The sequence below is a fragment of the Terrabacter terrigena genome (genome assembly GCF_042676085.1).
Lineage (GTDB): Bacteria > Actinomycetota > Actinomycetes > Actinomycetales > Dermatophilaceae > Terrabacter > Terrabacter terrigena.
Genome location: NZ_JBHTKH010000003.1, coordinates 174,746 through 189,268, shown reverse-complemented (window position 1 = coordinate 189,268; position 14,523 = coordinate 174,746). Strand labels below are relative to the sequence as shown.

Here is a 14,523-nt window from a genome sequence, read left to right as displayed (position 1 = left end):
GTCCGGCCCGTCCAGACAGCGCGTGCCGCATGAGCCGTCGCCAGTTCACCGCACCGACCCGGGGCAGCTCCGAGCCGCCCGACGACACCGGCTGCACCGTCCTGCACGTCGACATGGACGCCTTCTACGCGTCGGCGTCGCTCATCTCGCGACCCGACCTGCGTGGCAAGCCGGTCATCATCGGCGGCGCCAGCGGTCGCTCGGTCGTGCTCTCGGCGACCTACGAGGCCCGTGCCTTCGGCGTCACCTCCGCCATGCCCATGGCCAGGGCGCAGCGGCTGTGCCCGCAGGCCGTGATCATCGAGCCCGACCACCGCCGCTACGCCGCGATCTCCGAAGCCGTCATGGCGACCTTCGCGACGATCACCGACAGCGTCGAGCCACTCTCGCTCGACGAGGCCTTCCTCGACGTGTCGGGGGCCGTACGCCGTCTGGGGCGTCCGACGCGGATCGCCGAGCAGCTGCGCGACACCATCGCCGACGAGCAGGGCATCACGTGCTCGGTCGGGGTGGCCGCGACGAAGTTCGTCGCCAAGCTCGCCTCCAACCTCGCCAAGCCCGACGGCCTCATCGTCGTGCCGCGCGACGAGGTGGTCTCGTTCCTGCACCAGCTGCCCGTGGGCGCCATCTGGGGCGTCGGCGACAAGACCGAGGAGCACCTGCACCGGCTGGGGCTGCGCTCGGTCGCCGATCTCGCGCACACGCCCGTCGAGACCCTCCAACGGGCCCTCGGCGACGTCGCCGGCCGCAGCCTGCACGACCTCGCCTGGGGGCGCGACCCACGCTCCGTCGTGCCCGAGCGACGCGAGAAGTCGATCGGCGCGGACGAGACGTTCGCCCACGACATCGACGACCCCGTCCGCATCCACCGCGAGCTGCTGCGCCTGTCCGACCGCACCGCCGCGCGGGCCAGGTCGGCCGGGATGATGGGGCGCACCGTCAGCATCAAGGTGCGGTTCGCCGACTTCACGACGATCACCCGCGCCAGGACGCTGCGTCACCACACCGACGTCTCACGCGACATCTTCGCCACCGCGCGCGAGCTCTACGACCGCCTCGGGCTCCAGCGGGCCCGCATCCGGCTCGTCGGGGTGCGCCTCGAGGGCCTCGTCCCGTCGGCCGTGGCACCCATCCAGGCGACCCTCGACGAGCCGGAGCACGGGTGGCGTGAGGCCGACCGCGCAGTCGACCGGGCGAGTGCGCGGTTCGGTGCGGGATCCGTGCGGCCGGCCAGCCTCATGCCCGACCGACCCTCGGGTTCCAATCGCGCGCAGCGAGACCTATCCTGAGGTAAAGAAGTCCGCGTCGGCCGATTCCGACATACGATTCGGGCACAGTCGATTTCGCACCAGGGAGGTGCCGAGTGGCACTCTCGGAACACGAGGAAGCACTCCTTCAGCAGATGGAGGAAGCCCTCTACGCCGAAGACCCGCGCTTTGCGTCGCGCATCGAGAAGACGAAGTCTCGAGGTCTCGGGCGAGGTCGCGTGGTGGCGGGTGTCGTCGCCGGCGTGGCCGGGCTGGCCCTGGTCGTGTTCTCGGCGATGAGCAGCGCCATCTGGCTCGGTGCGGTGGGTTTCGCGATCATGGTCGCCGGCATCGTCTACGCGATCACGCCCTCGAAGACCAAGCTCGCTGCGGTGGCGGCCGACGGCACGCCCAAGCCGCGTCCCGGCAAGAGCAAGGCGGCCTCCGCCAAGCAGGCCAGTTTCATGGAACGCCTCGAAGAGCGATGGGAGAAGCGTCGCCGCGACCAGTGGTGACCCCACCGTTCGGCCAGACGTTCGCACCCAGACGTGAGAGGACCCCGACGAGTGTCGGGGCCTCTGGTTGTCTCGCTCGGGCTGACTCGGGCTGTGTCGCTCGCCCAGGCAGCTAGGGGCGGGTGACGTAGACCGCGACCGCCCACGTCGCGATGATCGCGAAGGCCGTGGCCAGCTCGATGCCGATGTTGAGAGCCACGGCGCGGATCGCCTGGCTGGTGGCCCGCCACGCCGCTGCGTGCTCGCGGTGCCTGGCCCGCTCGAGCAGGTAGACGGCGACGACGAACCCCAGCGGCGCCCCGACGACCGGGACGACGAAGAACCCCACCACGGCCACAGCGAGCGCGACCGCCACGATCCACCCCTGCACCCCCGCCGACCTCATCCGGCGCCCGGGGAGGAGGTACTGCCCGACCAGGCCCACGGCATACGCGAGCGTGGCGATGCCGAAGACGAGCCAACCCGGCCCGTCCTGACGTTCGAACGCCCACACGAGCGTCGCCCCCCAGACAACGAACAGTCCCGGTAGCACCGGGACGACGATGCCCACGGTGCCCACGAGCATCGCGAGCAGGACGATGACGTTCGTCGCGGTGATCACAGGTGCGCCGTCGGCGGCGTTCGGGTCGAGATGGGGTCAGGAAGGGCCGGGTCTGGTGTCTCTGCTGGTCTCAGCGCTCGTCGACCGGGGCGGAGGCCGGGATCTCGTTGAGCCGGTCCGTCTCGTCGCGGATGTCGAGTGCCTTGTCCTTCAGGGCCGGGAGGTGCTCCCGTCCGTGGTGCGCGCAGAAGAGCAGCTCTCCGCCGGAAACGAGGCGGGCGCGGATGTAGGCCTGAGCCCCACATCGGTCGCAGCGGTCAGCAGCGGTCAGTTCGGGTGCCAGTGCTGTCGTCATTTGTATTTCGCCTCTTTCCTCCCTCGGGGGTCCCCGGAGGGAAACCCTGCCATGTACCTACGACGCTCGAGTGGTCCTTTCGGTGCACCGCTCTCGCCTCGCGGACGTTCCAACAGTGAATCACGCTGAATGCTTCCCGATGGTCAGGCTCGGTGAGTGAGACGCCTTCGGACCAACATCGTTACGTGTCAGAGATTCGCCGAGCGCCCGCGATACGGATTGGTGGTCACCCTTCCCATACCCGCCGAGCTCGACGGCAGGCGCTCGGGCCGGGCCCAGCGAGCCTCCACGGGGCCGTCAGCCCCGGTGACTAGGCTGCCACTGCCAGCCTCTCCACAGCCCGACCGCTGGCCGCACACCGACCGAAAGAGATCGACACCCGTGGCCTCCGCCTCCCGTCCCGCTCCCACCGGCAACGGCGACTACACCGCCCGCCACCTCCAGGTCCTCGAGGGCCTCGAGGCCGTGCGCAAGCGCCCGGGCATGTACATCGGCTCCACCGACCAGCGCGGTCTCATGCACTGCCTCTGGGAGATCATCGACAACGCCGTCGACGAGGCCCTCGCGGGCGTCTGCACCGGCATCGAGGTCATCCTGGCCGCCGACGGGTCCATCGAGGTGCGCGACAACGGCCGAGGCATCCCCGTGGACATCGAGCCCCGCACGGGCCTCTCCGGCGTCGAGGTCGTCTTCACGAAGCTGCACGCCGGCGGCAAGTTCGGTGGCGCGTCCTACGCGGCCACGGGTGGTCTCCATGGCGTCGGCGCGTCGGTCGTCAACGCGTTGTCCGCGCGGCTCGACGTCGAGGTCGACCGGGGCGGCAAGACGTACGGCATGAGCTTCCGACGGGGTGAGCCCGGCACCTTCACCGACGCCGTGGGCGCACACCACTCGCCGGAGGCCCCCTTCACGCCCTACGAGCGCAAGAGTGCGCTCCCGGTCGTCGGCAAGGCCAAGCGTGGAGTCACGGGCTCACGCGTCCGCTTCTGGCCCGACCGCCAGATCTTCCTCAAGGACGCCGAGCTCGACTACGCCGCCATTCTCGGGCGCGCACGGCAGACGTCGTTCCTCGTGCCGGGGCTGCGCCTCGTCATCCGCGACGAGCGTCGGCTCAAGGGCACGGCCGGCGAGGAGGGCCCCCTCGAGGAGGTCTTCCAGCACGACGGCGGCATCACCGACTTCGTCGAGTTCCTCGCGCCCGACACCCCGATCACCGACGTGTGGCGTCTCGAGGGCTCGGGCACGTTCACCGAGACGGTGCCCGTGCTCGACGTCAACGGCCACATGACGCCGACCGAGCTCGAGCGCGAGTGCGCCGTCGAGGTGGCCCTGCGGTGGGGCCAGGGCTACGACACCAAGGTCCAGTCGTTCGTCAACATCATCACCACCCCGAAGGGCGGCACCCACGTCACGGGGTTCGAGCAGTCGCTGCTCAAGGTGTTCCGCAAGCAGCTCGAGGTCAACGCCCGCCGCCTCAAGGTCGGCAACGACAAGCCGGAGAAGGACGACATCCTGGCCGGCATGACGGCGGTCGTCACCGTGCGCCTGGCGGAGCCGCAGTTCGAGGGCCAGACCAAGGAGGTCCTCGGCACCAACGCCGTGCGCGCCATCGTCGCCCGGGTCGTCGAGAAGGAGCTGACGGCCCAGCTCACGTCGACCAAGCGTGGCGACAAGCAGCAGTCGGCGCTGCTGCTCGAGAAGGTCGTGTCCGAGATGAAGTCGCGCATCAGCGCGCGGATGCACAAGGAGACCCAGCGCCGCAAGAACGCCCTCGAGAGCTCCACGCTGCCCTCGAAGCTGCGCGACTGCCGCACCACCGACGTCGAGCGCTCCGAGCTGTTCATCGTCGAGGGCGACTCGGCCATGGGCACCGCCAAGGAGGCCCGCAGCTCGGAGTTCCAGGCGCTGCTGCCGATCCGCGGCAAGATCCTCAACGTCCAGAAGGCGTCGGTCTCCGACATGCTCAAGAACACCGAGTGCGCCTCGATCATCCAGGTGATCGGCGCCGGCTCGGGGCGCAGCTTCGACCTGGCGGCGGCCCGCTACGGCAAGGTCATCATCATGACCGACGCCGACGTCGACGGCGCCCACATCCGCACTCTGCTGCTCACGCTGTTCTTCCGCTACATGCGCCCGCTCGTCGACGCAGGGCGCGTCTACGCGGCGATGCCGCCGCTGCACCGCCTCGAGGTGATCAACGCGGGTGCGAAGAAGAACGAGCTGATCTACACGTACAACGAGAACGAGATGCGTCGCACCGTGGCGCGGCTCGAGAAGTCGGGCAAGAAGATCAAGCAGCCGATGCAGCGCTACAAGGGCCTCGGCGAGATGGACGCCGACCAGCTCGCCGACACCACGATGGACCCCCGCCACCGCACGCTGCGCAAGGTGACGATGCGCGACCTCGAGGCCGCCGAGCGCGTCTTCGAGCTGCTCATGGGCAACGAGGTCGCCCCGCGCAAGGACTTCATCATCGAGTCCGCGGCCGAGATCGACCGCGAGCGCATCGACGCCTGACGCATCAGTCGGGACGCGCTGCGGTGTCCCGAGGTTGAGGGGACTCACGACGGGGCACAGCATGCCGTGCTTACGATGTGTCCCTGCCGGCGCGACTCCCTCCGCCGGTACACGTCGAGAAGGGGATCGATGGTGGGCAACGTCAATGCCGAGGAGTCGGTCGCCGACGAGCGATCGGGGCTGCCCGAGAGCGATCTCGACCACCGGCTCGACGACCGGCTCGACGGCCCGGTCGCGGGCGCCGACGGGCACGGAGAGACCTTCACCGTCGAGCTGCCCCGAGCCGGCCGTCACACCGACGACACCGGCGTCCCCGAGGAGCCCGACCAGCTCGCCGGCCCGCCCGAGGCTCCCGACGACGACGTGGCGGTCGCCGGCATCGACAACGCGCCCGACCGCACGGTCCCTGCACCGGCCCGCTACCTGACGCCCGACGAGCTGCACTGGGCCGCCGAGACCGTGGAGGCCATCTCGACGGCCTTCGCCTCCAGGGTCGTGGGCCAGGCCCGCCTCCAGGAGACCCTCCTGATCGCGCTGCTCACCGGCGGGCACGTCCTGCTGGAGAGCGTCCCCGGCCTGGCCAAGACGACGGCGGCGCAGACCATCGCCCAAGCCGTCGGCGGCCGGTTCCACCGCATCCAGTGCACGCCCGACCTGCTGCCGAGTGACATCGTCGGCACCCAGGTCTACAACCAGCACTCGGGCACCTTCGAGACCCAGCTGGGCCCCGTGCACGCCAACTTCGTGCTGCTCGACGAGATCAACCGCAGCAGCGCGAAGACCCAGTCCGCGATGCTCGAGGCGATGCAGGAGCGGCAGACCTCGATCGGTGACAAGAGCTACGCGCTGCCCGACCCGTTCCTCGTGCTGGCGACGCAGAACCCCATCGAGCAGGAGGGCACCTATCCGCTGCCCGAGGCCCAGATGGACCGGTTCATGCTCAAGGACGTCCTCGACTACCCGTCGCCCGCCGAGGAGGCCGAGGTGCTGCGGCGCATCGACTCCGGCATCTTCTCCACGGCTGCCGACCCGGTGGTGTCCGTCGCCGACGTCAAGCGACTGCAGGCGTTGGTCGCCCGCGTCTACGTCGACCCCGCCATCATCAACTACATCGTCGGCATCGGCTACGTCACGCGTCACCCGCACGACTACATCGAGCCGCGTCTCGCCGGCTACGTGGACTTCGGTGCGAGCCCGCGCGCGAGCATCGCCTTCACGAGCGCGGCCCGGGCCAGGGCCCTCGTCGACGGGCGCAACCACGTCGTCCCCGACGACGTCAAGGCACTGACCCACCGCGTGCTGCGCCACCGGGTCACGCTCGGGTTCGAGGCCGCCGCCGACGAGGTGGCCGTCGAGAACATCATCGACGCGATGGTCGGCGGGATCAGGACCCCATAGACCCGACACGAACGAGCCGGACCGGACTCACGAGGAACGCGACATGACGACGACGCTGCTGACGCGGGTGAAGAGCAAGCTCTTCGTCCACGCGCGCCGCAAGTCGCGCAGCCTGCTGGAGGGCGAGTACGCCTCGGTCTTCCACGGACGCAGCCTCGACTACGACGACCTGCGCGACTACGTGCCCGGCGACGAGGTGCGCGACATCGACTGGCGGGCCACCGCTCGTCACCAGGCACCGCTCGTCAAGCGCTACGTCGCCAACCGCAAGCAGAACCTCATGCTCGTCATCGACACCGGGCGCGGCATGGCGGCCACGACCCGCAGCGGTGAGCCGAAGAAGGCCGTGGCGGTGGCGGCGGCCGGGCTCGTCGGATACCTCGCCCAGCGTCACGGCGACCTCGTCGGCCTCGTCCGGGGCACCGCCGGCTCCACCGTCGCGCACGACCTGCGCGGCAGCGAGACGCATCTCGAGCTGCTGCTCCGCGCGATCGACTCGGCCACCGTCGTCGACGGTGACCAGAGCAACCTCGCCACCCAGCTGCGCTGGATCGTGCGCAACGTGCGCCGCCGGCTCGTGCTGCTCGTCGTCGCCGACGACAAGGAGCTCGACCCAGCGCTCGACGACCTCCTGCGCCGTCTGCACGTCCAGCACGAGATCCTCTGGATCACCGTCGAGGACGCCGACCCGACCGCCATCGGCGGCGACCGCACGGCATACGACGTCTCCGACACGTACACCCTGCCCACGCTCGTACGCCTCGACCCGAAGGTGCGGGCGGCCTATGCCGCCTCGGTGGCCGAGCGCGTGCGTCGAACCACCGAGCTGCTCGACCGCCGCGGCATCAACCATGCGCGGCTCGGGTCCTCCGACGAGGTCGTCCAGACGATGTTCGCGCTCCTGGAGAGGCAGCGTCGTGCCCGCCGCTGACGCGCCCCCACCGGGTTTCTACGCCCCAGACCCGTATGCCGCCCGGTGGCTGTGGATCGGCATCGGCGTCCTCGCCGTCGTCGCTGCCTGGTACGCCTGGGTGTGGTGGTCGACCCGCGAGAAGAAGGTCGTCGTGCCACCGCGGGTCACCACCGACCGCCTGAGCCGGCTCCGGGCCGACTACACCCGGCAGATCGACCTTGTGCTCTCCCGGGCCGCGGCAGGCGAGATCACCCAGCGCCGCGCCCACCAGCAGCTCAGCGTGCTCGTGCGCCACTTCGTCCAGGAGGTCTCGGGCATCCATGCCCCGACCATGACTCTCACCGAGCTCAACGCCCGAGGTTCCCGGCTCACCCCGGTGTCCGAGGTCGTCGGCACGCTCTACCCCGGCGAGTTCGGTCCCCGTGAGACCGCCACGCTCGTCGGAGCCGGCGCCGTGGCGAAGCAGGTGGTGGCGCGGTGGAGCTGAACGGACTCGACCTCAAGTGGCCCGGCGTCCTGTCGCTCGGCGTCCTCGTCGCCGTGGCGCTGGCCTTCCTCGTGCACCGCATGGTGTCGCGGCGATCCGCCAGGGCCGCGGCGGCCGTGGCCAACTCCACCGCACTGACCGAGCTGCCCGAGTACCGCCGGGCCCTGCGGCTGCACCGCATCCGCATGGCGGTGCTCGCCCTGAGTGCCGTGCTGCTCGGGGGTGCCGCCCTCGTCGGTGCCGCACGACCGCTGGACACGACCGTCGACAAGCCGCAGACCCGCAGCCGCGACATCATGCTGTGCCTCGACATCTCGGGCTCGATGGCGGCCTACGACGCCACGCTCGTCGCGACCTTCAAGTCCCTCGTCAAGAGCTTCGAGGGCGAACGCATCGGCCTCGTCATCTTCAACTCGTCGGCGGCCACGGTCTTCCCCCTGACCGACGACTACGACTTCATCAACGACGAGCTCGACACCGCCACCAAGGCCCTGAGCGGCGACCCGGAGTTCGAGTCCTTCTTCGCCGGCACCTTCAACGGGCGCGGCACCTCGCTCATCGGAGACGGGCTCGCCACCTGCGTGTCGAGCTTCGACAAGGTCGACCTGCAGCGTGCGCGCTCCGTCGTCTTCGCCACCGACAACCACCTCGCCGGCCGCCCCATCATCGACGTCGACGAGGCGGGCGAGCTCGCGAAGGCCAAGGGGGTGCGCGTCTACGGGCTCAACCCCGAGGAGGACGGCCCCGACGACGAGGCCCTCGAGATGCGCGAGGTCGTGACCGGCACCGCCGGGCACTACTACGCGATGGGCGACCAGTCAGCCATCAAGGGCATCGTCGACTCGGTGCAGGCCCAGGAGGCCACCCTCATCGACGCGGCCTCCCGCTCCCTCTACTCCGACAACCCGACCCTGCCGATCGCCCTCGCCGGTGTCGGCCTCCTCGGGGTGGTCGGGGCCAGCCGGAGGTGGGCGACGTGACCTTCCTTCCGATCGCGCCGTGGCCGGTCCTGCTCGTGCTGCTCGTGGCGGCCCTCGCTGCCGTCTGGTGGAACCCGACCTCCCGCACCGTGCCGGGGGAGTCCCGGGCGACGCACTGGCGGCTCACGGCGGCAGCGTTGCTGCTCGGCGTCGCCGCGGTGCGACCGGCCGTCGCCGGCGAGCAGGTCGACACGACGGCCGCCAACCTCAACGTCTACTTCGTCGTCGACACCACGAGCAGCATCATCGCCGAGGACTACGGCGACGAGCGGCCGCGCATCGAGGGCGTGGCGGCGGACATCGCCGCCATCGCGGAGTCCCTGCCCGGCGCCCGCTACTCGGTCGTCACCTTCGACCAGGACGCCCGCGTACGCCTGCCGCTGACCACCGACACGACCGCCCTCGATGCTGCGGTCGAGACGCTGCTGCCCGAGTCGTACGAGGTGTCCCGCGGCACGTCGGTGAGCCAGGCCAAGGACCGGCTCAAGTCCCTGCTGGAGCAGGCCGCTGCCCGAGCGCCCGAACGGGGACGGGTCGTGTACTACCTGGGCGACGGCGAGCAGACCGCCGCTGACCCGCCGCAGCCCTTCGACATCGCCAAGGGGCTGGTCAACGGGGGAGCGGTGCTCGGGTACGGCACCACCGAGGGCGGTCGCATGAAGGCGACGCGGTCGCGGTTCGACTCCACCCGCGACTACATCAAGGACCCCGCGACCGGTGAGGACGCGAGATCGGTCATCGGCGAGGACACCCTGCGAGCGATCGCCGAGCAGCTCGGCGTGCCCTACGTGCACCGCACGTCGGGCGACTCGATCGACCCGGCCGTCGCCGGGATCGACCTCGAGCGGTTCGGCACGAGCGAGGAGATCGAGAAGCAGAAGGTGCTAGCCCGGCGTGAGCTCTACTGGCCCCTGCTCATCGGGGTCGCCGGGATCGCCGCGTGGGAGGTCGGGGCGGCCGCGACTGCGCTGCTGCAGACACGCCGACGCAAGGAGGCCCGCCCGTGACGCTCCTGGACGACCGCGCGGCCGGTCCCGAACCGGCGCCGCGCGGCATGACCGACGCTGACACCGACCCGCCACCGGGTGGCCCCGGCGGTCGGCTGCGCCGCCGGCTCCGGCTCGGCCGCACCCCGCGGCACCCGCTGCCGCCGCACCTTCGGCGTCGTCGCCGCCGTCTCCTGCTCGCCTCGGCGCCGGTGGTCGTGCTCCTCGTCCTCGTGGCGGCACGGCTGCTCTCGCTCAACGTCGTCCACGCCCAGACGCTGTCAGCCTACGAGGCCGGTGACAAGCCCCGCACTCTGGCCTGGGGCGAGCGGCAGGGCTGGGTCAACGTCGTCGAGCAGTTCCGGTCACCGTTCGCCATCGGCGACGCCCACGTCCTCTCTGGCCACTTCGAGCTAGCGCGGCCGTGGTTCGAGCAGGCCTTCGCACAGGTGCCCGAGGGCGGCATCGACGACTGCAGGGTGCGCGTCAACCTCGGCCTCACCTACGAGGCCCTGGGCGACGCCGCCAAGGCCCGCGAGCGCACCGACGAGTGGAAGCAGTTCTACGACAAGGGCATCAAGATCACCAAGGAGCGCCCGCCCCTGTGCGACGCGCCCGAGGGGGGCCAGACGGGCGACGAGCTGCAGCAGGCCCAGCAGCGCATGGAGCAGAAGAGCTCGGACGCGCCGCCACAGGACCCACAGCCGCAGCAGGAGGACCCGCAGTCCCAGCCCGGGACCAGCCAGCCCCCGCAGCCGGCACCAGACCCGGGCAACACCCCGAGCCAGGAGGAGCAGGACTACCTGCAGGAGCAGCAGCGCCAGAACACCATCGAGCGCAACCAGCAGCAACAGCAGGGCGACCAGACCGTGCCGGGCGACGGGTCACAGTCCTACCCCAAGCCCTGGTGACGGCCCCCGCGTCGGGTGGCTAGAACCACGCCTCCACGGTGGAGGCACGGTGCTCCAGCACGTCGACCGCCTTCTTGCCGCACGACTCGGGCCGCGTCCGGTCGGCCGGCACCCGGGTGACCGCGACCCGCCAGCGCCGCCCGTCGACGTGGTTGACGATGACGTCCCAGCCGTTGCCGTGCGCACCCGACGCCGCGGCGTCCTCGACCGACACGGGCTCGTCGGCCCACAGGGCCGCCAGCCGCGTCTCGCCGGACTCCACCCGGACGTGCGACTCGGCGCACTGCGCCGGACCGGCCACGCCGGAGCGTCCGCGGTCGTGCAGCGGCCCGAGGAGCTCGACCGGGAGGTGACCGGTGTCGCTCGCGGAGAGCGCGAGCTCGGCGCCGTGGTCGTCGAGCCGCGCCAGGTTCACTCCCCAGGGCAGGAGCACCGCCGTCGGGGCGAACCGGTGTCCGCCGGTGTGCGACACCTCCCAGACGCGCCCCGGGGCCACCCGCGCTGCGTGTGCCGCGAGAGGACGGCCCCTCACGGCGCAGCAGACGTCGCGGCGTCCGTTCGTGCAGACGAGCAGGGTGGGCTCGGCGGGCTGTGACCCCGGCAGGGACGCCTGCACGAGGGCACGGCTGCCGCGGGCGAGACCGCCCCAGTCCAGGCCGAGCAGGCTGCCGATGTCGTCGAGCTCGGCCGAGAGCAGCCAGGCGTCGGCGGGCCGCACACCGGCGTGGGCGAGCAGGACCCGCCTGGGGCCGTCGTGCGCGGGGTGGCCCCCGGGACGGCGGATGAGCATGAAGCGTCCGCCGGCGTGGCTCGTGCGCGCGTCGAGCTCCGCACCGAGGTCACGGTCGAGGTGCGACTCACGAGCGGCGTCGCGGCCCCAGGGCCCCGGCTGCTCGACGACCACGAAGAACCGGGCGGTGGCGGCAGTGCCGTAGGCGCTCGTGCCGTCGCGGTCCCACTGGACCGAGCAGGCGTCGGACGCAGGGCGACCGTGCCCGCTGGTGGCAGGGTGCTCGTCGAAGTCGTCGACCGCGGGAGCGTCTGAGACGTCAGCGCTGTCGGAGGGGGCGGGCCGGGAGTCGCTCATGCCTGCTCACCGTCCGGGACCGACCCGTCGACGGCCGGCGAGGACCCGGGGTCCTGTGACCCTGCACCGGAGCCGGCGCTCGTGGGTTCGGTGGCCGGCGGGGCGGCGACGTGCGCGATGACCGTCGTGGTCGGCACCCCCGACCCGTCGCGTCGCCCATCCGCAGCCGGCAGCTCGATCGCGACGCCGTTGGCCGCCGCGGCGCGCGCGGGGGAGTTGCCGGCGAAGGCGAGCACGAGCGTGTCCTCGCCCTTGAGGAACCGGTGGCACCGGACCCCGCCGGTGGCGCGACCCTTGGCGGGGTACTCGGCGTACGGGGTGACCTTGAGCGACCCGCCCTCGGTGCCCGGCAAGGCGCCCGACGACCCGGACGAGGTGACGACGATGCCGTCACGTGACGGGTCGACGACACCGAAGAAGGCGGCTCGAGCGCCGGCGCCGAGCTTGATGCCGGCCATGCCGCCCGCCGAGCGGCCCTGCGGGCGCACCGACCTGGCTGGGAAGCGCAGCAGCTGCGCGTCGCTCGTCACGAACACGAGGTCGAGGTCGTCCCGGTCGGCGACCCCGGCGCCGACGACCCGGTCGCCGTCCTTGAGGCTGATGACGTCCCAGTCGTTGCCCCTGGGCGCGTCGGGCGTCACGCGCTTGACGACGCCCGCGGCCGTGCCGAGCGCGACGACGGGGGCGTCGCCACCGATCGGGACGATCGTCACCGGCTCCTCACCCTTGGCGAGGTCGACGTAGGCCGCGAGCGGCGCTCCGCCGGAGAGGCTGGGTGCGCCGTTGGTCGGCGGAAGTGTCGGCAGGTCGAGGGCCGAGAGGCGCACCATGCGCCCCGCGCTCGTGACGAGCCCGAACTCGCCGCGGGCCGTCGTGGGCACGGCGCCGATGACGACGTCGTGCTTGGACCGGGACCCGTCGGCGAGGACGGGCTCGGCGGACCCGGTGCGTGCGAGCAGCCCCGTGGACGACAGCAGCACCCAGCAGGGGTCGTCGGCGATCTCGAGGGGGGAGCTCGCGCTGGCGGTCGCGCTCGCGCCGGAGCCCTCGAGCAGCACGGTGCGTCGCGGGGTGCCGTGCGCCTTGGCGACGTCGGCGAGCTCGGTCGACACGAGCTTGAGCAGCAGCTTCTCGTTCTCGAGGATCGCCCGAAGCTCCTCGATCGTGCGTTCGAGCTCCTCCTTCTCCTTCTCGAGCTCGATGCGAGAGAACTTCGTCAGGCGGCGCAGCTGCAGCTCGAGGATGTAGTTGGCCTGTGCCTCGGAGAGCTCGAAGACGTCCATGAGCCGGGTGCGTGCGGTGCCGGCGTCGTCGGAGCCGCGGATGAGCTGGATGACCTCGTCGATGTCGAGGATCGCGACCAGCAGGCCGTCGACGAGGTGCAGGCGCTCCTGTGCCTTGCGCATGCGGTGGTCGCAGCGCCGGCGCACGACGTCGGTGCGGAAGTCGACGTAGACCTTGAGCAGGTCCTTGAGCCCCATCGTGCGGGGCTGGCCGTCGACGAGGGCCACGTTGTTGATGCCGAAGTTCTCCTCCATCGGCGTCAGCTTGTACAGCTGCTCGAGCACGGCGTCGGGGTTGAAGCCGTTCTTCACCTCGATGACGAGGCGGAGTCCGTGCTGCCGGTCGGAGAGGTCCTTGAGGTCGGCGATGCCCTGCAGCTTCTTGCCCTGCACGAGGTCCTTGACCTTGTCGATGACCTTCTCGGGGCCGACGAGGTAGGGCAGCTCGGTGACGACGATGCCCTTGCGACGGGGGGTGATCGACTCGATGCGCGCCGTGGCGCGGGTGCGGAAGCTGCCGCGCCCGGTGAGGTACGCGTCACGGATGCCCTCGAGGCCGACGATCTTGCCGCCGCAGGGCAGGTCGGGTCCCGGCACGAACTTCATCAGCTCGTCGAGCGAGCACGTGGGGTTGGCGATGAGATGGCGGGCGGCGCCGATGACCTCGACGAGGTTGTGGGGCGGCATGTTCGTCGCCATGCCGACCGCGATGCCGGCGGCCCCGTTGACGAGGAGGTTCGGGTAGGCGGCCGGCAGGACGCTCGGCTGGTACTGCGTGTCGTCGTAGTTCGGGACGAAGTCGACGGTGTCCTCGTCGAGCGAGCCGACCATGAGCAGGGCGGAGCTGGCCATGCGCGCCTCGGTGTAGCGCGCCGCGGCCGGCCCGTCGTCGAGGGAGCCGAAGTTGCCGTGGCCGTCGATGAGGGGCAGGCGCAGCGTGAACGGCTGGGCCATGCGCACGAGGGCGTCGTAGATGGCCTGGTCGCCGTGCGGGTGGTACTTGCCCATCACCTCGCCGACGACGCGCTGGCTCTTGACGTGGCCGCGGTCGGGGCGCAGCCCGAGCTCGTTCGCGCCGTAGAGGATGCGCCGCTGCACCGGCTTGAGGCCGTCGCGCGCGTCGGGCAGGGCGCGGCTGTAGATGACGCTGTAGGAGTACTCGAGGAAGGCGTTCTGCATCTCCTCCTCGACGTCGATCCCGACGATCTTCTCCTCGAAGTCCTCGGGCGGAGGCGGGGTGGTCGTTCGACGGGCCATGCCGGGTGGTGCTCCTTGCCGCTAGCGGGTCAACGCCCCATCTTCG

At 71.0% G+C, this 14,523-nt stretch carries 13 protein-coding genes; 9 read left to right on the top strand and 4 right to left on the bottom strand.

The window, feature by feature from the left end:
• Window positions 1–29: 29 nt before the first annotated feature.
• Together dinB and ACFQ2V_RS06805 are read left to right on the top strand one after the other, a co-directional pair.
• Window positions 30–1,289: a DNA polymerase IV gene (dinB, locus tag ACFQ2V_RS06810; protein WP_386051904.1), complete on the top strand. Its 1,260-nt coding sequence runs from the start codon at window positions 30–32 to the stop codon at window positions 1,287–1,289.
• 74 nt (window positions 1,290–1,363) lie between these two features.
• The gene (locus ACFQ2V_RS06805) at window positions 1,364–1,762 is read left to right on the top strand and encodes a DUF3040 domain-containing protein (RefSeq protein WP_386051903.1); all 399 of its coding nucleotides are present in this window, start codon (window positions 1,364–1,366) and stop codon (window positions 1,760–1,762) included.
• A 112-nt stretch (window positions 1,763–1,874) separates the two neighbouring features.
• Here ACFQ2V_RS06805 and ACFQ2V_RS06800 read toward each other — a convergent pair whose 3' ends face one another.
• Both ACFQ2V_RS06800 and ACFQ2V_RS06795 read right to left on the bottom strand, forming a co-directional pair.
• A complete protein-coding gene (locus ACFQ2V_RS06800; protein ID WP_386051902.1) occupies window positions 1,875–2,363 on the bottom strand; it encodes a DUF456 domain-containing protein in 489 nt (162 codons plus the stop codon).
• A 70-nt stretch (window positions 2,364–2,433) separates the two neighbouring features.
• Entirely contained in the window at window positions 2,434–2,658 is a 225-nt protein-coding gene (locus ACFQ2V_RS06795; RefSeq protein ID WP_045192518.1) for a DUF7455 domain-containing protein, read from the bottom strand.
• Between the two features lie 381 nt (window positions 2,659–3,039).
• Between ACFQ2V_RS06795 and ACFQ2V_RS06790 the strand changes: the two genes are divergently transcribed.
• The 7 genes from ACFQ2V_RS06790 (at window position 3,040) to ACFQ2V_RS06760 (ending at window position 10,850) form a co-directional block, all read left to right on the top strand.
• Window positions 3,040–5,175: a DNA gyrase/topoisomerase IV subunit B gene (locus ACFQ2V_RS06790; RefSeq protein ID WP_386051901.1), complete on the top strand. Its 2,136-nt coding sequence runs from the start codon at window positions 3,040–3,042 to the stop codon at window positions 5,173–5,175.
• Between the two features lie 378 nt (window positions 5,176–5,553).
• Window positions 5,554–6,573, top strand: coding sequence for an AAA family ATPase (locus ACFQ2V_RS06785; RefSeq protein WP_386052049.1), 1,020 nt, complete (start codon window positions 5,554–5,556; stop codon window positions 6,571–6,573).
• Window positions 6,574–6,616: 43 nt separating this feature from the next.
• Window positions 6,617–7,504, top strand: a complete 888-nt coding sequence (locus ACFQ2V_RS06780) for a DUF58 domain-containing protein (RefSeq protein WP_386051900.1) — start codon at window positions 6,617–6,619, stop codon at window positions 7,502–7,504.
• Entirely contained in the window at window positions 7,491–7,973 is a 483-nt protein-coding gene (locus ACFQ2V_RS06775) for a hypothetical protein (RefSeq protein WP_386051899.1), read from the top strand. Before ACFQ2V_RS06780 ends, ACFQ2V_RS06775 begins: the two co-directional genes overlap by 14 nt.
• The gene (locus tag ACFQ2V_RS06770) at window positions 7,964–8,953 is read left to right on the top strand and encodes a VWA domain-containing protein (protein ID WP_386051898.1); all 990 of its coding nucleotides are present in this window, start codon (window positions 7,964–7,966) and stop codon (window positions 8,951–8,953) included. Before ACFQ2V_RS06775 ends, ACFQ2V_RS06770 begins: the two co-directional genes overlap by 10 nt.
• The gene (locus ACFQ2V_RS06765) at window positions 8,950–9,960 is read left to right on the top strand and encodes a vWA domain-containing protein (protein ID WP_386051897.1); all 1,011 of its coding nucleotides are present in this window, start codon (window positions 8,950–8,952) and stop codon (window positions 9,958–9,960) included. The genes ACFQ2V_RS06770 and ACFQ2V_RS06765 overlap by 4 nt, the downstream gene beginning before the upstream one ends.
• Window positions 9,957–10,850, top strand: a complete 894-nt coding sequence (locus tag ACFQ2V_RS06760) for a tetratricopeptide repeat protein (protein WP_386051896.1) — start codon at window positions 9,957–9,959, stop codon at window positions 10,848–10,850. Before ACFQ2V_RS06765 ends, ACFQ2V_RS06760 begins: the two co-directional genes overlap by 4 nt.
• Window positions 10,851–10,869: 19 nt before the next feature.
• Here the strand turns inward: ACFQ2V_RS06760 and ACFQ2V_RS06755 are convergent, their stop codons facing one another.
• Complete coding sequence (locus ACFQ2V_RS06755) at window positions 10,870–11,937, bottom strand: sucrase ferredoxin (RefSeq protein ID WP_386051895.1); 1,068 nt, start codon at window positions 11,935–11,937, stop codon at window positions 10,870–10,872.
• Complete coding sequence (locus tag ACFQ2V_RS06750; protein WP_386051894.1) at window positions 11,934–14,477, bottom strand: DNA gyrase/topoisomerase IV subunit A; 2,544 nt, start codon at window positions 14,475–14,477, stop codon at window positions 11,934–11,936. The genes ACFQ2V_RS06755 and ACFQ2V_RS06750 overlap by 4 nt, the downstream gene beginning before the upstream one ends.
• Window positions 14,478–14,523 lie beyond the last annotated feature (46 nt).

Excerpts from the sequence above, each read along its gene's own strand:
- ACFQ2V_RS06795 (WP_045192518.1), bottom strand. The coding sequence starts at position 2,658 with ATGACGACAGCACTGGCACCCGAACTGACCGCTGCTGACCGCTGCGAC.
- ACFQ2V_RS06780 (WP_386051900.1), top strand. The coding sequence starts at position 6,617 with ATGACGACGACGCTGCTGACGCGGGTGAAGAGCAAGCTCTTCGTCCAC.
- ACFQ2V_RS06755 (WP_386051895.1), bottom strand. The coding sequence starts at position 11,937 with ATGAGCGACTCCCGGCCCGCCCCCTCCGACAGCGCTGACGTCTCAGAC.
- dinB (WP_386051904.1), top strand. The coding sequence starts at position 30 with ATGAGCCGTCGCCAGTTCACCGCACCGACCCGGGGCAGCTCCGAGCCG.
- ACFQ2V_RS06750 (WP_386051894.1), bottom strand. The coding sequence starts at position 14,477 with ATGGCCCGTCGAACGACCACCCCGCCTCCGCCCGAGGACTTCGAGGAG.